The 18,854-nt window shown below is 74.6% G+C and carries 13 protein-coding genes, 1 pseudogene and 1 riboswitch; of the genes and pseudogenes, 7 read left to right on the forward strand and 7 right to left on the reverse strand.

Going from position 1 to position 18,854, the window contains the following annotated elements; translation table 11 throughout:
- Positions 1–139: 139 nt before the first annotated feature.
- Both Athai_RS33700 and Athai_RS33705 read right to left on the reverse strand, forming a co-directional pair.
- Positions 140–2,701 (reverse strand): ABC transporter permease, encoded by a 2,562-nt coding sequence (locus tag Athai_RS33700; protein ID WP_203965215.1) that lies wholly within the window; start codon positions 2,699–2,701, stop codon positions 140–142.
- Positions 2,695–3,468: an ABC transporter ATP-binding protein gene (locus Athai_RS33705; RefSeq protein WP_203965216.1), complete on the reverse strand. Its 774-nt coding sequence runs from the start codon at positions 3,466–3,468 to the stop codon at positions 2,695–2,697. Before Athai_RS33705 ends, Athai_RS33700 begins: the two co-directional genes overlap by 7 nt.
- A 674-nt stretch (positions 3,469–4,142) precedes the next feature.
- On the opposite strand from Athai_RS33705, the gene Athai_RS33710 reads away from it, so the two are divergent.
- A complete protein-coding gene (locus Athai_RS33710) occupies positions 4,143–4,982 on the forward strand; it encodes an RNA polymerase sigma factor SigF (RefSeq protein ID WP_203965217.1) in 840 nt (279 codons plus the stop codon).
- 137 nt (positions 4,983–5,119) lie between these two features.
- Positions 5,120–6,778 (forward strand): hypothetical protein, encoded by a 1,659-nt coding sequence (locus Athai_RS33715; protein WP_203965218.1) that lies wholly within the window; start codon positions 5,120–5,122, stop codon positions 6,776–6,778.
- Between the two features lie 153 nt (positions 6,779–6,931).
- Here Athai_RS33715 and Athai_RS33720 read toward each other — a convergent pair whose 3' ends face one another.
- The 3 genes and pseudogenes from Athai_RS33720 to Athai_RS33730 form a co-directional block, all read right to left on the reverse strand.
- Positions 6,932–7,999, reverse strand: a complete 1,068-nt coding sequence (locus Athai_RS33720) for an IS110 family RNA-guided transposase (RefSeq protein WP_203960659.1) — start codon at positions 7,997–7,999, stop codon at positions 6,932–6,934.
- A 260-nt stretch (positions 8,000–8,259) separates the two neighbouring features.
- Positions 8,260–9,533: pseudogene (locus Athai_RS33725) on the reverse strand (aminotransferase class V-fold PLP-dependent enzyme).
- A 196-nt stretch (positions 9,534–9,729) separates the two neighbouring features.
- Positions 9,730–9,847: riboswitch (SAM riboswitch) on the reverse strand.
- 287 nt (positions 9,848–10,134) lie between these two features.
- Positions 10,135–10,365 carry a hypothetical protein gene (locus tag Athai_RS33730; RefSeq protein ID WP_203965219.1) on the reverse strand — a complete coding sequence of 77 codons (231 nt, stop codon included), beginning with the start codon at positions 10,363–10,365 and terminating at the stop codon, positions 10,135–10,137.
- Positions 10,366–10,792: 427 nt separating this feature from the next.
- Between Athai_RS33730 and Athai_RS33735 the strand changes: the two genes are divergently transcribed.
- A complete protein-coding gene (locus tag Athai_RS33735) occupies positions 10,793–12,034 on the forward strand; it encodes a PrsW family intramembrane metalloprotease (RefSeq protein ID WP_420829812.1) in 1,242 nt (413 codons plus the stop codon).
- 70 nt (positions 12,035–12,104) lie between these two features.
- On the opposite strand, the gene Athai_RS33740 is transcribed toward Athai_RS33735, so the two are convergent.
- The gene (locus Athai_RS33740) at positions 12,105–12,902 is read right to left on the reverse strand and encodes a phosphodiesterase (protein ID WP_203965221.1); all 798 of its coding nucleotides are present in this window, start codon (positions 12,900–12,902) and stop codon (positions 12,105–12,107) included.
- 124 nt (positions 12,903–13,026) lie between these two features.
- Between Athai_RS33740 and Athai_RS33745 the strand changes: the two genes are divergently transcribed.
- The 4 genes from Athai_RS33745 to Athai_RS34640 all read left to right on the forward strand — a co-directional run bounded on the left by Athai_RS33745 (position 13,027) and on the right by Athai_RS34640 (position 17,899).
- Complete coding sequence (locus Athai_RS33745; protein WP_239157329.1) at positions 13,027–14,019, forward strand: helix-turn-helix transcriptional regulator; 993 nt, start codon at positions 13,027–13,029, stop codon at positions 14,017–14,019.
- Positions 14,010–14,792 carry an endonuclease/exonuclease/phosphatase family protein gene (locus tag Athai_RS33750; protein ID WP_203965223.1) on the forward strand — a complete coding sequence of 261 codons (783 nt, stop codon included), beginning with the start codon at positions 14,010–14,012 and terminating at the stop codon, positions 14,790–14,792. Before Athai_RS33745 ends, Athai_RS33750 begins: the two co-directional genes overlap by 10 nt.
- 79 nt (positions 14,793–14,871) lie before the next feature.
- The gene (gene mycP, locus Athai_RS33755; protein ID WP_239157330.1) at positions 14,872–16,038 is read left to right on the forward strand and encodes a type VII secretion-associated serine protease mycosin; all 1,167 of its coding nucleotides are present in this window, start codon (positions 14,872–14,874) and stop codon (positions 16,036–16,038) included.
- A gap of 250 nt (positions 16,039–16,288) precedes the next feature.
- The gene (locus Athai_RS34640; protein ID WP_239157331.1) at positions 16,289–17,899 is read left to right on the forward strand and encodes a serine/threonine-protein kinase; all 1,611 of its coding nucleotides are present in this window, start codon (positions 16,289–16,291) and stop codon (positions 17,897–17,899) included.
- 181 nt (positions 17,900–18,080) lie between these two features.
- On the opposite strand, the gene Athai_RS33765 is transcribed toward Athai_RS34640, so the two are convergent.
- The coding region (locus Athai_RS33765; protein WP_203965225.1) for a MarP family serine protease at positions 18,081–18,854 on the reverse strand (774 nt) is incomplete at its 5' end.

The raw sequence follows: 18,854 nt of genomic DNA on the forward strand, positions 1-18,854 counted from the left end.
GGGGAGGGGGCGAAGTCCCCCTCCCCACGTTCCCCCACGCGGGGTCAAAGCGGCGCACAGAGGTGGCCTTCACCCCCGCACCCCCGGAACGCACCCCGCAGGCCGCGCCCCGGGCGCACCTCGGCGCAAAGAGGTGAACTCACTCCTCGGCCATCGCCACCGTCAACGAGGTACGGGCGGCGCGCCGGGCCGGCAGCACCGCGGCGACGAGCCCGGCCAGCGCCGCGAGTGCGAGGTACAGCAGGATCTGCCCGACGGGGAGCTGCACCCCGCCGGCGAATCCGGTCAGGGCGGCCCGCGCGGCGGCGATGCCGTACCCGATGCCGAACGCGATGCCGACGAGGGCGCCGACGACCGCGATCAGGACCGCTTCGGTGAGCAGCATGCCGCGCAGCTGGCCCCGGGTGAGGCCGAGGGCGCGGAGCAGGGCCGACTCCCGGGAGCGTTCGAACACCGACAGCGACAGCGTGTTGGCGATGCCGAAGACCGCGATCAGCACGGAGATGCCGAGCAGCGCGGCGAACACGCCGAGCAGCTGGTCGATCGACGAGCTGAGCTGCTGCTTGGTGTCGGCCATCGACGAGACGTTCACCAGCGGGTACGGGCGGAGCGCGGCGTCCACGGCGGCCCGGGAGTCGGCGGCCGGGATGCCGGCGCGGGCCCGCACGTACACGCTCTGTGCCGGGTGGGTGCCGTACCCGGCGCGGAAGTCCGGCCAGGACAGCAGCGCGCTGCCGACCATGCTACCGGCGTAGAGCGCGACGATCCGGTACCGGTGACCGCCGATCGAGACGGTGTCACCGACGTGCCGGCCGAGCTTCGCGGCGACCGCCTGATGCAGCGCGGCGGTACCTGCGTGCAGCCTCGTCAGCGAGCCGGCGGTCGTCTTGGGTCGCAGGTCGGCGCCCGGTTCGAGGGCGGACACCGTGGTACGGCCGCCGGCCACGGTGCTGCGGGCGCTGTGCTGCGCGGTGATCCCGGCGAGTTCCGGGCGGTTTCGCAGCGCGGTGACGGCAGCCGCGGGTACCCCGCTGCCCGGTTCGGCCTGCACGCCGGTGAGCAGGTAGTCGGCGCGGAAGCTGTGGCTCAGCTCGGCGTCGGCGGAGGCGCGCACGGTGGCGAGCGCGACGCTGAAGATCGTCATCAGCGCGACGCCGATCATCAGCGGGGTGCTGGTCGCGGCGACCCGGCCGGGGTTGCGCCGCGCGTTGCGGCCGGCGAGCCGCGCGGCCGGGCCGAGCAGCCTGCCGGGCAGGTACCCGACGGCGGCGGTGACCGGTGCGAGGTAGAGCGGCGCCAGCACGACGAGGCCGAGGAACACGACCAGCCCGCCGCCGACGACGAGCAGCATGCCGGTCGTGTTCTCGCCGGTACCGACTGGCTTGGCGGTCACGCCGAGTACGGTGAGCGCACCGCCGAGGAGGCCGAGCAGCGCGGCGGCGACGATGCGGGCCGCGGTGCGGCGACGGCCGGTGTGCTCGGCGGGCGCCCGCAGCGCGGCCATCGGCGCGATCCGGGTGGCGGCGACGGCTGGCAGCAGTGCCGCGGCGACCGTCACCAGCAGGCCGGCGGCGACGCCGACGAGCACCGTACGGGGCGTCACGACGAGCGCGTGGGTGGCGGGCAGCGCCAGGCCGAGAGCCCCGAGCGCGGCGGCCATCCCGTACGCGAGGGCGAAGCCGAACAGCACGCCGAGCGTCGAGGCGGCCAGGCCGACGAGCGTCGATTCGCCGAGTACCGCGCCGAAGACCTGGCGGCGGGACGCGCCGACGCAGCGCAGCAAGGCGAGTTCGCGGCGGCGCTGGGCGAGCAGGATGGTGAACGTGTTGTAGATGACGAACGCGGCGACGACCAGTGCGACCAGGGCGAAGACCAGCAGCGCGGTGCTGAACACGGACACCGCCGAGATGGCGTCGTCGGCCAGTTCGACCCGCAGCGCGCTGCCCGAGATCACCTCGACGTGCGGCGATCCGATCGCGGCCCGGACCCGGGCGGTGAGCTGCCGTTCGGACACCCCGGGCGCGGCGTGCGCGACGATCTGCCGATACCCGGGGTGGCCGGAGTACCGGCCGAGGGCGTGCTCGGTGAGGACCGCGGTGCTGCCGTCCCTGCCGCCGGTGCCGGTGGCCATCTCGACGGTTCCGGTGAGTACCAGCCGATGCCGGTGCTGGTGGTGGTCGACGACGGTGACCGGGCCGCCGATCCGGAAGTGGTAGCGCGCCGCGGTGTTCCGGTCGACGGCGACCTGTCCGTCTCCGGCCGGCAGGTGTCCACTGTGGATGGTGTAGGGCCGGAGCCCGGCGTCGCCGATGACGTTGACTCCCTTGCCCGCGAGGCCGAAGTTCGTGATCGGCCGGCCGTTCGGGGCGAGGATCGGCAGGCTCTCGCTGGCCCGGCCGGCCGCGGCCCGCACGCCGGCTACGGATTCCACTGTGGACAATGCGGAGGCGGGCAGCCGGTGGTCGCCGCCGGTGGCCCGTACGTCGGCGTCGACCCCGGCCGCCGAGCCGGCGAACCGCTGGTAGAGCGCGGCCCTGGCGGTGTCGGCGTAGGTCAGGGTGCCGGTGACGAACCCGACCCCGAGCACGATCGCCATGGCGGTCAGTACCAGCCGCAGCTTGTGCGTGCGCAGCCCGGCCAGCGTGACCCGAAGAGATGCCGGCAGGGTGGCACGTCGGCGGCTGTCCGCACCTCTCAGCATGCCGCACCGAGCCGCTGCATCGCCGCCAGCACGGTGTCCGGCGTCGGCCGGGCGATCTCGTCGACGAGCCGGCCGTCGGCGAGCAGCACCACCCGGTCCGCGTACCCGGCGGCGACGGGGTCGTGCGTGACCATCACGATGGTCTGGCCGAGTTCCCGCACGCTCGCGGACAGCAGGCCGAGCACCTCGGCGCCCGAGCGCGAGTCCAGGTTGCCGGTGGGCTCGTCGGCGAACACCACCGCCGGCCGGGACACCAGCGCCCGCGCGCACGCGACGCGCTGCTGCTGGCCGCCGGACAGCTCGGCCGGGCGGTGCCGCAGCCGGCCGGTCAGCCCGGTGACCCGGATCAGGTGGCGCAGCCAGTCGGCGTCCGGCCCGGCGGTCGGACCCGCCCGGCGGCCGGCGAGTTCCAGCGGCAGCAGGATGTTCTGCTCCGCGGTGAGCGTGGGCAGCAGGTTGAACGACTGGAACACGAACCCGATCCGGTCGCGGCGCAGCCGGGTCAGCGCCCGGTCGGACAGCGCGGTCAGTTCGACGCCGGCGATCCGTACCGAACCGTGCGTGACGGTGTCGAGACCGGCGAGGCAGTGCAGCAGGGTCGACTTGCCGGAACCGGACGGCCCCATGATCGCGGTGAACTCGCCGGCACCGAACGTCACGCTCACGTCGGTCAGGGCGGGCACGGCGGTGGGGCCGGTGCCGTACGTCTTGGTCAGGTTCGTGGCCGCGACCGCAGGCTGGGTCGCGATGGGTGATTGCGCCGTCATCCGCACTCCGCTGTCGTCCGTGGCGCGCACGGCATCCGTACTGGTGGCGCGCCGGCCCGGCGGCACTCTCGTCGGCCGACCGTGACGGGGGAAACGCTAGGTTTCGGCACGCCGCGTGTCGTCCGTCCGCGGAGCGCACCCGCCGTCCGGCCTGGGTCGTACCGGCGCCGCGTCCGGCGCGCCGGACGTCAGCCCTGCGGCGTACCCGGATGGGGGACATCCCTTGACCCCGCCCAGCCGGGCAACGGCCCGTCGCCGGCCGGTGCGAACGCTGTGTGCAGGGACGACACCGGGGTCGACGGATCCGGCGCCGGACGACAAACGATCTTGGCCTTGACGTCGCCGGGAGGGCGTGTAACGTGGGGCCGGTCAGCCGTCGAGGCTTCGGTAGAGAACCCTGCCGATGACCTCCGGTTGTGGTCGAGACCATCGGGCCGTGTGGTGCCGGTGGTCGTCGAGGCCGTCTCGCAGGGTCGGCCGCGCCTGGTGCGTGGCGTGACCGCGGCACCGTGCCGTGCGATGTCGGTCATCTCGGGTGTGTCGTCGCCAGCTGCGATGCGCACCCCGCCGAGTGCTCAAGCAACGGGCGCTTCGTAAACCCCGTTCGGCCGCTGTACCACCGGGCTCGCTGCGCGCGTCCGGGTGGTGCCGGCCGTGGTGTCGAAGGAGCCTGCATGTCCGCCCAGACCACTCTCACTCGCCATTCCACTGTGGACAGCCTGCCGCGGCAGCGGACCGCGCGACGCGGATCCGACCAGACCGGCCGGCTGCTGCTCACCCGCCTGTACGACCTGCCCACCGGCCACCCCGACCGGGACCGGATTCGGGACCGGGTCATCGAGTGGTACCTGCCGCTCGCCCGGCACCTCGCCGGGAAGTTCTCCGGTCGCGGTGAGTCGCACGACGACCTCGTTCAGGTCGCGACCATCGGCCTGATCAAGGCGGTCGACGGGTACGACCCGGGCCGCGGCGTCGAGTTCACCAGCTACGCGGTACCGACGATCAGCGGTGAACTGAAGCGACACTTCCGGGACAAGGGCTGGACGGTACGGGTGCCGCGCCGGCTGCAGGAACTGAAGCTGCACATCGCCAACGCCACCGGGCCGCTGGCGCAGCGGCTCGGCCGCTCGCCGACGGTCGCCGACCTGGCCGAGCACCTGGGCGTCAGCGAGGACGAGGTGATCGAGGGCCTCGACTCGGGCAACGCGTACACCGCGGTGTCGCTGTCCACCCCGGTCGGTGTCGGTGACACCGCCGCCACCGAGGTACAGGACCTGCTCGGCGAGGACGATCCGGGCCTCGCCACGGTCGAGGACCGTGCCGCGCTGCGGCCGCTGCTCGCCGCGCTGCCGGAGCGTGAGCGGACCATCGTGGTGCTGCGCTTCTTCGGCAACCTCACCCAGTCGCAGATCGCCGACCGGGTCGGCATCTCGCAGATGCACGTCTCCCGGCTGCTGTCCCGCTCGCTCGCCAGCCTGCGCGAAACGATGACCGGCGCCGGCGCCGCCGCCTGATCGACGGCGCCGACCCTCGGTCGAACCGGCCGCAACCCGGTGATCGCCGGGCGCCCGGCCGGCATCCGACGCCACGATCGCCCGCCCCCTGCCGGGGCGGGCGAACGTCGTGCCGGGCGTTCTGACACGATCGGCGAATGAGCCCGGCCAGCCGGAAACGCAAGAAGAAGCCCGCCCGCAGGCGGTCCGCCCCCGGTGTCGACGAGATCGCCGCCGAGTTCGTCGGCTCCTACCGGGACGCCCTGGCGCTCGACGGCTTCGCCGCGGAACTGTTCACCTCCGAACTGCTCGGCTCCTGGTGGCGGGGCGCGGTGGCGGCCGGGGCGAACCCGGAGGTACTGCCGCGCGCCGCGGTGCGGTACGCGGCGCACCGGCGCAGCGCCGAAGCGCTCGCGGCGCTGCTCGCGCTGGCCCACCTCGGTACCACCGAGCCGCTCCGGGACGCCGCCCGCGACGCGGCCACCCGGCTGGTCGACGCCGGGGTGCCCGCGCCGGCCTGGGCCGACCAGCTCGGCCCGGCCACCGTCGAACGCTGCGCGCTGGTCACCGACGTGTACGGCGAGCAGACCACCGTGCTCTGCGCGTACCGCCGGGGCGACGAACGGCACGCGCTGGCCGCGCTGCTCGATCATGACGAGTCGTACGGCGCCGTCGCTGACGCCTGGTTCTCCGCCGATCCGGACGAGCTGTTCGCGCAGACCGCCAACCAGGTCGCCGGGTCCGCGGAGGTGACGACGATGGTCGACACCGAGCCGGCGCGCGCGGCCCAACTGCTCCGGGCCGGGTTCGCCGTGCTCGACGAATGGGCCGAGCCCACCGAGAGCGACGACCTTCCCCGGTACCGCGCGCTCGCGCTGGCCCGGTTGCGGGACATGCCCGGCGACAGGGCCGAGACGCCGGCGCCCGGTGCCGGCAGCCCGGCGACCGCGCCCGGCCCGGACCGCGGCGTGGGCGGCGCCCCGGCGGACGGCTTCGTCGATTCGGAGGACGTGGTCGGTGCCGCGGTGGACGGGTTTCTCGACTCGGCCGAGGCCGCGGCGCCGCTCGCCGATCACCCGCCGGCCGCGGTGGCCGCCGCGGCCCGGCTGATCGCCGAGTTCGGCGCCGACGAGGACGAGCGACCGTTGCGGATCGGGCCGGGCCGGCTCGGCCGGTTGCTGCACGGCGGCATCGACGCGGACGAGCTGGACGAGCCGGCGCTCGCCGCGTTTCCCGCGGTCGTCGTCGGGTGGGCCCGGTACACCGCGCGGTTGGCCGGGCTGCCCGCCGCCGCCGTCGACGACGTGGTCACCCTCGCCGCCGAGTGCGGCGAGCATCTCGGCGAGGAGCACGACGAGCTGTCCCCCGACGAGCTGGCCGAGCTGCTCGACCGGTACGTACCGGAGCTGGACGACCCGGACGGGCCCGACCTGGGCCCCGCGGAGGCCGCCGAGGCGCTGGATCGGCGGATGTTCGCGCTGCCGGCGACGGTGATCGAACTCGACGGCCAGGAGATCGAGTTGGACCCGGCCGACCCCGACGACCGGCGGCTGCTCATCGTCGCCGAGCACGGTGGTGACCCGGACGGTAGCGACCCGCACGTCACCCTGCACGAGGTCGTCGCCGAGCAGCTCTGGCAGGACGAGCCGCCGCAGGCCTGGCAGGCGGCCCGCCGGTTGCTGGACGCCGGCGGCGACCGGATGGACATCCTGCACACGCTCGGCGAGATCGCGCTACGGCACCTGGCGCAGTCTCTCGGCGGCGCGGAATACGACACCACCGCGCACGCCGCCGAACTCGACGCCCTGGGGCGCTGACCGCCGCCCGCCGGGCCGGTCGACCCCGGGTCGCCGACCGCCCATTCGCCCGCCGGCCGAACGCGGGTCGCTGACCGCCGGCCGTCCGCCACCGGGCCGGTCGATCCGGGGTCGCTGGCCGCCCCCGTCCGGCCGGGACGCTCCTATGGGTTGTCAAGGGGTGGCGGTGGGGTTGCCTGATTCGAGGAGTCGGTAGAGGTCTCGGGCGATGTAGCGTTTGAGGCAGCGTTTGATCTCTCGGTTGGTTTTGCCCTCGCGGGTGCGGCGGGCGGCGTAGGTGCGGGTGGCTTGGTCGTAGCGGATGCGGGATAGCACGATGGTGTGCAGAGCGCGGTTGAGTTGTCGGTCGCCGTGGCGGTTGAGTCGGTAGCGGTTGGTGGTTTGGCCGCTGTTGGCGGGGATGGGTGCGGCTCCGGCGAGCATGGCGAAGGCTGCCTCGGAATGGATCCGGCCGGGGTGGGACCAGGCGCAGAGCACGGTTGCGGCCACGATCGGTCCGATGCCTTTGCGTTGGAGTAGGTCGGGGCGCCAGGACCGCACGATGGCGTGGATGGCTTTCTGGTGTTGGGCGGCTTCTGCGGCCGCGGCGTGGGCCCGGCGGGCCAGGCAGCGCAGCACGGTGACGGTGGTGGTGGTTTCTGCGTCCCAGGATGGGTGAACGCGCAGGTGTGAGGCGGTGGTGAGCATGGCGGGCAGTTTCTGACCACGAAAACGGGTACGGATCTGTTCCGGGGCCGCGACCACCAGGCTGAACACCTGTCGCTGCGCATCGGTCGCGGCGTGGATCGCGGATCTACGGGCGGCCAGCAGTACCGACAAGGCTTGCCGGTCGCCGCCGCTGCGCGGGGTGCCTAGCCTGGTGCGGGACAGGGCTTCGCGGGCGGCGCGGATGGCGTCCAGCGGGTCGGACTTCGCGCCGTTACGCCGCTTGGTTCGTTCGGGGCGGTCGAGTTCGATGACCAGTTCGGCGTGGTGTTGCAGGTACCGGGTCGCACCGGCGCCGTGGCCGCCGGTGCCTTCGATTGCCCAGGCTCGTAGTGTTGCGTGCTGGTCGGCGAACTCCACCAGCTGGGCATAGCCGTCCGCGGTGGCCTCCACGGTGATCTGGCCGACCACCCCGCCGGTGCCGGTATCGACGGCGGCAGCGGAGTGGGTGTGCACATGGGTGTCGACACCGATGACGACATCGACCATCTCTCGAAGATCAGTCACACTGGTCATGCGTTCTCTCCTTGCCTGGAGCGGATGCGGTTTCCGGTCCGGTGCGGAGATCGGGCAGGACTGTGATGAGACACGCCGCGCGCCGTGAACGCTCGGCGGTCAAGCTCCTGATCAGGCCACCTACTCCGACTGGGCCGGGGGCCGACAACCGCGAACGGACAAGTCCACGCAAAGGCACGAAGCCAGTCAGGCGAAGGGTCACGCCCGCAGCTGCCGACCCACAGCCCAGCACCATCAGGCTGCGAAGAAAAGCCTCACAGTCAGTCGAAGACGCGGGGATCCGGGCTGGGCCCCGGCCGGCCGTCGCGCCGCTCGTAGGTCCACTCCGGACCGTCGGCGGCGAGCCGGCGGACCGCGGCGACGAGCCGGTCGACGTGCTCGGTGGTGGTGCCCAGGCCGATGCTCGCCCGTACCGCGGTGCCCGGCAGTTCGCCGCCGCCGGCGTTCCGGAGCAGCCGCCGGGTCAGCGGGTGCGCGCAGAACATGCCGTCCCGCACCCCGATCCCGTACTCGGCGGACAGCGCCGCGGCGAGCACGTCGGAGTCCAGGCCGCGTACCGCGAAGGCGGCGATACCGACCCGCGGGCTACCGGCGTCGAACAGGGTCAGCACCGCGACGCCGTCGATGGCGGCCAGCCCGGCATGCAGTCGCTCGGTGAGCCGGCGCTCCCGGTCGATCGCCGCGTCCCGGTCGGCGCCCCCAGCGCCGCGCAGACCGCGCCGAGGGCGACCGCGCCGAGTACGTTCGGGCTGCCGGCCTCGTGCCGGGCCGCGCCGGTCGACCAGCGCACGTCGTTCGTCGCGTCGCCGACCAGCGCGGTCGCACCACCGCCGGCCAGGTACGGCGGGGCGGCGTCGAGCCAGTCGGCCCGCCCGGCGAGCACCCCGGTACCGAACGGTGCGTACAGCTTGTGGCCGGACAGCGCCAGATAGTCGATGTCGGCCGCGGCGAGGTCCACCGGCCGGTGCGGCGCCAGCTGCGCGGCGTCCACGAAGATCCGCGCCCCGTACCGGTGCGCCGCCGCAGCCAGCTCGGCGATCGGCCAGATCTCGCCGGTGACGTTCGACGCCCCGGTCACCGCGAGCAGCAGCGGACCCGGGGCGTGCTCGCCGCGCCGCAGCTCGCGTAGCGCCGCGTGCACCGCCCGTACCGCGTCGGCGGGGCTGTCCGGGACCGGCAGCCGCACCGGCCGCCGCCACGGCAGCAGCGTCGCGTGGTGCTCGGAGTCGAACACCACGACCGTCGCGTCCGCCGGCAACGCGTGCGCCAGCAGGTTCGTCGAGTCGGTGGTGTTGCGGGTGAAGACCACCGTGTCGTCGTCGCGGCAGCCGAGGAACCGCGCCACCTGCTCCCGGGCCCGCTCGTACCGGCGGGTACACAGCGCCGAGGGCAGGCCGGCGCCGCGGTGCACGCTCGCGTACCGGGGCAGCAGGTCGGTGATCGCCTCGACGGCCACCCGAGCTGCCGGCGCGCTCGCCGCGTAGTCGAAGTTCGCGTAGCCGACGGTGCCGCCGGTCACCAGCGGTACCTGCAGGTCGGCGTCGGCGAGCGTGAGCGGCTCGGACCGGCGCGGTACCGGCACCAGCCGGGGCCGGCGCGCGGTGGACGGCACGGCGCCGGTGGACGGCACGGCGCCGGCGGGCGGGACGAGGTCGACAGGCGGGACGAGGTCGACAGGCAGGGACACAACACACCTCCGGGAGGACCAGGGACCCCACCGGTGACGTGCGGGTCCGCGCTTGCCCGGCGCCGTCTGGCGCGCGGGCCCGGTCTTCACCCGGGGCACCCCACCGCGGAAGCGAGGGTTGCCGGCCAGCAAGCCGGGGCTTGACGCTGGCACTCGTGACCTGCCAGGGAGCATAACCGCACTAGGCTGGCGCCATGGCAGACCTCCCGCCCTCTGGGACGCCCGGCACACCGGACCCGGCGCGGCAGCCGGCCGACGACTCGGCGCGGCGCGGCGACGACTCGCCGTGGGCCCGCCCCACCGCGTCCGCTGACGACGCGTCCGGCCGGGCCGGCGCACCCGGTGACCCCGACCGGGACGGCCGTGCCGGGGTGCCCGGCGATGCCGGCCGGGACGATCGAGGACGAGCCGCGGAACCGGTCGACACGCCCGGTTGGCTGCCGTCCGCCTACCCGGACAGCTGGCGCTCCTCGCCGGCCGGGAACCCGTCCGCCGGGAGCCCGTCGGCCGGGAAGCCGCCGGCCGGGAGCCCGCCGGCCGGGAGCCCGCCGGCCGGGAACCCGTCCGCCGGGAGCCCGTCGGCCGGGAAGCCGCCGGCCGGGAGCCCGTCGGCCGGGAAGCCGCCGGCCGGGAGCCCGTCGGCCGGGAAGCCGTCGGCCGGGGGTCCGTCCGGTGCCATGCGCGATCAGCCGGCGGCCGAGCCGCCCGGCCGGCAGCCGTCGAGCCCGCCGATCCCGGGCACGCCGGCCCGGCCGACCTCGGGTGCTCCCGGAGCACCCGTTTCGGGGACGCCCGCGCCGGCCTCCGGCTCGCCGGCCGCGCCGCGGCCCTCCGGTTCGCCGGCGCCGCCGCACGGCGCGCCGCCGCCGGTTCCCGGCCCCGTGGTCCCGCCGCCCGGTCCGGCGGGTGCCGCGTCCGGTGGTCCGGCCGCCCGACCGGTCGGGCCGGGGCAGGCCACGCAGTCGCCCGCGGCGCCCGGCACGCAGTCGGTCGCGGCAGCTGGCACGCAACCGCTCGCGGCGCCCGGGGGGCAGCCGTTCGGCTCGGCAATCGTCCCGCCACTGGCGCCCAAGCGGGCCCGGTTCGACTGGGTGCGGCTGTGGAAGATGGCCGCCGTGATCGGGCCGATCGTCGCCGGCGCGGTGGTGCTGATCCTCGTCGTCGGTACCAACATCGGCCCGAAGGCGTTCGCGATCGGCCTCGCCGTGGCGATCATCCCGGTACCGTTCCTGGTCGGTTGCTTCCTGTGGCTGGACCGCTACGAGCCGGAGCCGTGGAAGTACCTGGCGTTCGTGTTCGGCTGGGGCGCCTGCGTCGCCACCTCGGCGGCACTCGGCGTCAACACGCTCGGGTCGTACCTGTTCGAGCGGGCCGGCATGTCCGGCAACGCCGACGCCGTCCTGGTCGCGCCGTTCATCGAGGAGACGATGAAGGCGCTCGGGCCGGTCCTGCTGCTGTACTTCTTCCACCGCAGGAAGCGGCAGCCGATCAACGTGGTCGACGGGATCATCTACTTCGGCCTGTCCGCGACCGGGTTCGCGATGGCGGAGAACATCCTCTACCTCGGCGGCATCTACGTGACCGGCTCGAAGGAGGGCGGTGCGGTCACCGGCGCGCTGATGGTGGTGATGCTGTTCGTGGTGCGGATCGGCATCTCCGGGTTCGCGCACCCGCTGTTCACGTCGATGACCGGGATCGGGTTCGGTCTCGCCGCCCGCGCCCGGGACAACCGGGTCCGCTACCTCGCGCCGCTGGCCGGCTGGATCGCCGCGATGAGCCTGCACTCCACCTGGAACCTCATCTCGACGCTCGGGACGCAGGCGCTGCTCACCGGGTACGCGCTGGTGATGGCGCCGATCTTCTTCGCCGCGGTCGGCGTCGCGCTGTGGGCGCGCGGCCGGCAGGGGCGGCAGATGGCGCGGATGCTCCGGCCGTACGTGCCGGCCGGCTGGCTGTCGCCGCCGGAGCTGGCCGCGCTGGCCACGATGACGCGCCGGATGGCGGCGCGGCGCTGGGCGAAGCGGGTCGCCGGCCCGGACGGCGCCCGGGCGATGGAGGAGTACCAGTTCGCGCTGTCCACCCTGGCGCTGGCCCGGGACTCGGCGCTGTCCGGCTTCGGCGCCGACACCTTCGCCGAGCGGGAACGCGAGCTGCTGACCAAGGCGATCGGCCTGCGCCAGGTCTTCACCGGCCGGGACCGGACCGTACCGCCGGCGTTCTGGGACGGCGTGAACTACCACATCCGGTTCCCGGACGGCACCGTCCGCCAGCTGCCGCCACCGCAGCGCCCGGTCGTCCCGGTGCCCGTCCTCACCGGCTACCCGCATCCGGGCCAGGGGTGGTGGTGATCGCCCGGCTCGTCGTGCGCAGCTTCTCGACCCCGGCGTCCGGCGGCCCGAAGGGTGCAGAGCGGCCGTCTCAGTAGCCCTGGACCGGGGCGGCGGCGTGGCTGACCTGGACCAGGTGGGTGACGCAGGTGTCCCCGGTCAGGTCGTGCAGCAGGAAGCCGGTCGGCTCGTGCACGTAGCCGAACGGTGCCTCGGCGCGGGTGCACAGGTCGATCTGGCGGTACGTGCTGGGCGCCACCGAGAGGGTGGAGCCGGCGAAGTTGGCGCTGACCGTACGGTGCAGGTGGCCGGCGAGGACCCGGACCACGTTGCGGTGCCGGCCGATCACCTCGGCGAGATCCGGCCCGTCGGTGAGCCGGATGCCGTCCATGAACGGGATGCCGACGTCGATCGGCGGGTGGTGCAGGCAGACCAGCGCCGGCAGCTCCGGCCGGCGGGCCAGCTCGCTGTCCAGAAAGGACAGTTGGTCGGCGCCGAGGGTGCCGGCCGCGGTGCCGTCGACCTGGGAGTCGAGCACCACGATGGTGGCCTCGTCGTAGTCGACCGAGTAGCTGGCCCGCTCCGGACCGCCGCCGACCCGGGCGCCCGCACCGACCTTCCCACCACCGAACTCCGCGACCAGGTTCGCGGTCAGGTCGTGGTTGCCCGCCACCAGGTGCACCGGCAGCCGGAACCGGCCGATCACCTCGCGCAGCGCCGCGTACTCGGCCGGCTGGCCGCGGTCGGTCAGGTCGCCGGTGATCACCACGCAGTCCGGCCACGGCTCCAGGGTCAGCACCCGGCCGAGCGCCCGGTACAGCCCGGTCGCCGGGTCGGCGGCCAGCGGGCCGGTGGTGATGTGCGGGTCGGACAGATGGGCGATGAGCACGCGTGCCTCCCGGGGACGGGGATCTTGGCACCCAGCATGCCGCACGGCCCCCAACCCCCGGCCGACGAAGTACCCGCACGGCCGGTGGCCGGAAAGTGTCGGTGCCGGTGGCTACCGTGTTGCGGTGCGCGCGGCCAGGCTGATCTCGTTGTTGCTGCTGGTGCAGTCCCGCGGTCGGATGACCGCGCCGCGACTCGCCGCCGAGCTGGGCGTCTCCGAGCGCACCGTCTATCGCGACGTGCGGGCGCTGTCCGAGTCCGGCGTGCCGATCTACGCCGAGCAGGGCGGCCGCGGTGGATATGCGCTGGTCGACGGCTACCGCACCCGGCTGACCGGGCTGACCCGGGAGGAGGCGGAGGCGCTGTTCCTGTCCGGCGCGCCGGCTCCGGCACAGGCGCTCGGGCTGTCCGACGCCCTGTCCGCGGCCCGGTTGAAGGTGCTGGCGGCGCTGCCGGCGGAGCTGTCCGACGTGTCGAGCCGGGTCGGTGCGCGGTTCTTCGTGGACGCGCCCGGCTGGTTCCAGCCGGTGCGGGCGACGCCGGAGCTGTCCGCGGTGGCCGACGCGGTCTGGGCCGACCGGCTGCTCGCGGTGCGCTACCGGCGCCGGGACAAGACGGTCCGGCGGGTGCTGGAGCCGTACGGGCTGGTGCTCAAGCAGTCCGTGTGGTACCTGGCGGCCCGGGTCGACGGGGCGCTGCGGATCTACCGGGTGGACCGGTTCGAGGAGGTGACCGAGACCGGCGCCGGTTTCGTCCGCGACTCGGAGTTCGACCTGGCCGCGAGCTGGGCGCAGCGCTCGGCCGAGTTCGAGCGGCAGATGCTGGCCGAGACCGCGGTGATCCGGCTGACCCCGGCCGGGGCCCGCGGGTTGCGGCACGCGGTCGGTGCGCTGGCCGCCGACGAGGCGCTGGCCACCGCCGAGCCGGGGCCGGACGACACCCTCACCGCCCGGCTGCCGATCGAGAGCGTGGCGATCGCCCACCACGAGCTGCTGCGGCTCGGCGCCGAGGTGGAGGTGCTGTCGCCGGCCCCGCTGCGGGACCGGTTCGCCGAGACGGCGCGAATGCTCGCCAAACGGTACGGGCTGGACGCGGTAGCCTCCGGCTCATGCGCCTGACGGGCATGACCTACAACCTGAAGAACCCGGTGGACACCGACGCGCGGGCCTGGCCGGCGCGCCGGCCGCTGCTGGCCGAGCAGGTGCGGCGCGCCGGCGCCGACGTCATCGGCACCCAGGAGGGCCACTACCAGCAGCTGCGCGAGATCGCCGCCGACTCCGGCCGGTACCGGATCGTCGGCGCCGGCCGGGAGAGCGGTGGCCGCGGCGAGTGGACCGCGGTGCTGTACGACCCGGCCGTGCTGACGCCGGTCGACGCCCAGCACTTCTGGCTGTCGGACACCCCGGAGCAGGCCGGTTCGCGCAGCCCGAGCTGGGGCAACACGGTGATCCGGATGGCCAGCCTGGTGCGCTTCCGCCGGTCCGACGGCGGCGAGCTGCACTGGCTCGACACCCACCTGGACCACAAGTCGGCGACGGCCCGGGAGCGCGGCGCGGCGCTGATCGCCGAGCGGCTCGGCGCCCTCGACCCGACGGCCCCGCTCGTCGTCTCCGGTGACTTCAACTGCACGCCGGACCAGGCGCCGCACCGGATCCTGACCGGTGCCGGGCTGGTCGACGCCTGGGAGGCGGTCGGTGCAGCAGCGCAGGGCACGTACGGCGGATGGCGCGCGCCGGGTCCCGATTCGGACCGTATCGACTGGATCCTCACCCGCGGAGTCACCGTCCGCGGCGCGCAGATCGGCGATTTCCACGACGGCGACCGCTGGCCGTCGGACCATGTACCGGTACTGGTCGACCTGGACCTCCCGGACCCCGCCCCGGAGCGTTGACGTGCCACTACCCGCTCGCCGCCGGAACGGGTCCGACGCCGCCCGCCGGGCACGGCGCGGGCCGGCCACCCGCGCACCGATGGTCCTGTCCCGGATGCTGGCCGCGCTGGCGGCGGTGCTGCTCGCGACGCTGTTCGGCGCGGTGCCCGGCACCGCCGCGCACGCCGACCCGGACGTCCGGGCCGACGAGTGGCAGCTGCCGCAGCTGCACGCCGCCGACGCGTGGCGGCTGTCCACTGGCTCGGGGGTGACCGTCGCGGTGCTCGACTCCGGCGTCGACGGCGGCCACCCGGACCTGGCCGGCCGGGTCGAGCGCGGCATCGACCTGGTGGACGGCAGCACCGACGGGCGCAAGGATTTCGTCGGTCACGGCACCTCGGTGGCCGACCTGATCGCCGGCCGCAAGGACGGCGACGGCGTGGTCGGCCTCGCGTACGACGCGAAGATCCTGCCGGTGCGGGTGCTCGACGCGCAGAACCGGTACGGCGACGCCTCGACCGTCGCGTCCGGCGTGCGGTGGGCGGTCGATCACGGCGCCCGGGTGATCAACCTGTCGCTGGGCGGCGCGGCGTCGTCGGACGCGCTGCACTCGGCGCTGCGGTACGCGATGGGCCACGACGTGGTGGTCGTCGCGTGCGCCGGCAACACGGCGGACCACGCCGGCAAGGGCGTGTGGTACCCGGCGCGGGCGTCCGGCGTGATCGCGGTGTCCGGGCTGAACCCGGACGAGACGTTCTGGTCCGGCTCGGTGTCCGGCCCGCAGGTGGCGCTGTCCGCACCGGCCGACGGGCTGATCGGCGCCCGGCCCGGCGGGTACTGGCACGTGCAGGGGACGAGCTTCGCCGCGCCGCTGGTGTCCGCGACGGCGGCGCTGATCCGGTCGAAGTGGCCCACCATGTCGGCGGCGAACGTGGTGAACCGGCTGATCGCCACCGCCGACGACAAGGGGCCGCACGGCCGGGACGACCGGTACGGGTTCGGCATGGTCGACCCGGAGGCGGCGCTGACCGCCTCGGTGGGTGCGGTCGCGGCCAACCCGCTGGACACCGAGGCGCCGAGCGCGTCGTCGGCCGGCGGTGCCGGCGCGGCCCCGACCGCGACGCCGAGCGTCTCCCGCTCGCCGCGCGCCGCGGCACCCGGCAACACGCAGACCGCGGTACTGGTGGGCATCGGCGCGGTGCTGATGGTGGCGGTGGCCGGTTTCCTCGCCCTCGCGCTGGCCCGTACCCGCCGCGACAGCACCTGACCGCCGGCAGCGGGGAAACGACCGCCACGGTGGTGGACTGTTTCGCGGCGATCGAATCGAGTGGGCTGCCGGCTATCCACCGACCTTGCTGCGTGCCGACTTGGACGTCGGATGCGTGTTCGGCGTACTGGTGTGGCCGGACGACGCCTCGACCTGCTCGCTTCTAAACTGACCGCATGAGCCCTTCGTCCCGGTTTGGTGTCGGCGCGGCTGCCGAGAGTGACGGTCGACGGTCGGCGCCGGGCCCGGCATGCGGCCACTGACGCCGGCCGACCCGCGCCGGCTCGGGCCGTACCCGCTGTTCGCGGAGCTGGGCCGCGGCGGCATGGGGCAGGTCCTGCTGGGCAGCGCCCCGGACGGCCGGCTGGTCGCGGTCAAGCTGGTCCGCCCCGACCTGGTCGCCGACGACGGTTTCCGGGACCGGTTCCGCCGCGAGGTCGACGCCTCCCGCCGGGTGCCCGGGGTGCGCACCGCCGCGGTGGTGGACGCCGACCCGGACGCGCCGACACCGTGGCTCGCCTCGGTGTTCGTGTGCGGCCCGGCCCTCGCCGAGGTGCTCGCCGACGGCGGGCCGCTGCCGGTCGACTCGACGGTACGGCTGGCGTCCGGGCTGGCCGCCGCGCTGGTGGAGATCCACCAGGCCGGGCTGGTGCACCGGGACCTGAAGCCGTCCAACGTGCTGCTCGCCGCGGACGGGCCCCGGGTGATCGACTTCGGCGTCGCCCGTTCCGCCGAACATCCGGCCGGCGCGGAGCTGACCCGGGCCGGCTGGCTGGTCGGGTCGCCCGGCTTCATGTCGCCCGAGCAGGCGCTCGGCCAGCCGGTGACCGCCGCGAGCGACGTGTTCAGCCTCGGCGTGCTGCTCGTCGCTGCGGCAACCGGGGGCGCGCCGTTCGACGGCCCGTCGGCGCCGCAGACCCTCTACAACGTGGTCTACGCTGACCCCGACCTGGGCCCGCTGCCCGAGCCGGTCCGCTCGATCGCGGCACGCTGCCTGGCGAAGGACCCGGCCGCGCGGCCCACCGCGGGGCAGTTGCTCACCGCGATCGGCGCCCTGCCGCACACCGCCCGGCCCTGGCCGGCCGAGGTGCACCGGCGCATCGACGCCGAGCAGGCCGAGCTGTCCCGGCTGGCCAGCCAGGCCGTGATCGTCCCGGCCGGCGCGGGGACGCAGCCCGGCCGAGGGTCGGCACCGGTACCGCCGGCAGCGACCCGGATCGAGCGCCGCCCGGCGCTTCCGGCGCTCCGGCCGGCCGGCCGTCGCCGGCACACCCGTACCGCGGTGCTCGTGGCGGCGGCCGCGGTGCTCGTCGTCGCGCTGGTCGTCGGGGTCGGCGCCGCGACCTCCTGGTTCCGGCCGGACCGGCCGACGCCGCCGCCCGGCGCGGCGCACAGTCACCGGCCGGCGCCGGCGTCCCCGTCGCCGAGCGACAGCCCGAGTCCGACGGCCAGCCCGACCCCGACGGCTCCGGCCCCGGTCACCGGTGAGATCGACGGGTACGGCGGGGCCTGCGTCGATGTCGCCGGCGGCGCCACCGACGACGGCACCCCGATCCAGCTGCACAGCTGCAACGGCACCCAGGCGCAGCAGTGGACCGTCGGTACCGACGGCACCGTGCAGGCGTTCGGCAAGTGCATGGACGTCACCGACGGCGCGACCGACAACGGCACGCCGGTCCAGCTCTACGGCTGCAACGGCACCCCGGCGCAGCAGTGGCAGGTCGGTACCGGCGGGCAGCTGGTCAACACCAAGTCGGGCCGCTGCCTGGACGCCACCGGGCCGAGCGCCGCGGACGGGACCCGGTTGCAGATCTGGGACTGCACCGGCGCCGACAACCAGCGCTGGAACCTACCCACCTGACGCCGTAGCCGCACCCGCGCACCAACCGAGCGTGCCCGCGACGTCACCGACCCGGTCGGCGGTCGCCGCGATCCCGCCCGAGCCCGCCGGGCAGTCGTCGACGATGCGCCACATCGGTCCGTTCCCGCGGTACTCGGGTGGTGACGCGCCGAGCACCCGGGCCGGCGCCGGCGAACCGCGGTCAGGTGCAGGAGCCGGTGTCCACGCTGCCGGTGGCCGACCGGCCCTTGCTGGTCACCGGCGCCGCCTCGGCCGCGGTGAGCGCGAAACCCGTCTGCGGATCGTCCGCGGCGGCCGCGAAGATCACGCCGTACACGGTGCCGGCCGGGGACACGAGCGGACCGCCGGAGTTGCCGCTGCGCACCTCGGAGCGGATGGTGTACACCTCGCGGACCACGGTGCCGGAGTCGTAGATGTTCGGGCCGCGGATGTCACGGTGGTCCCGGATCCGGGCCGGCTCCGCGGTGTACGGCCCGTCCATCGGGTAGCCGAGCACGATCGCGTCCTTGCCCTGGCTGGCCGGGGCGCCGGCGAAGGGCAGCGCCGGCGCGGTCAGGTCCGGCACGTACAGCACGGCGAGGTCGCGTTGCGAGTCGTAGGCGACGACGGTGGCGCCGAGCCGGTCGCCGTTCTCGTTCTCCACCACCAGCGTCCTGGTGCCGGCGACCACGTGCGCGTTGGTCAGCACGTGCTGCGGGGAGTAGACGAAACCGGAGCCCTCGATCCGGCGCGAGCAGCTCGGCGCGTCGCCGATCACCTTCACCACCGATTTGTGCAGCCGCCGCACCACGGCGGATCGGGCGAGTTGCGGGTCGGGCGGCGGCACCGACCGCACCTGGGTCGGTGTCAGGCCGCTGAACACGTCCGGGAAGTCGCTGGTGTTGACCGCGTCCCGGAGCCGGTTGTACAGCACCCGGGCGCCGGACGGCATCGCCGAGTCGACGCCGTGCAGCAC

The organism is Actinocatenispora thailandica, from assembly GCF_016865425.1.
Classification (GTDB): domain Bacteria; phylum Actinomycetota; class Actinomycetes; order Mycobacteriales; family Micromonosporaceae; genus Actinocatenispora; species Actinocatenispora thailandica.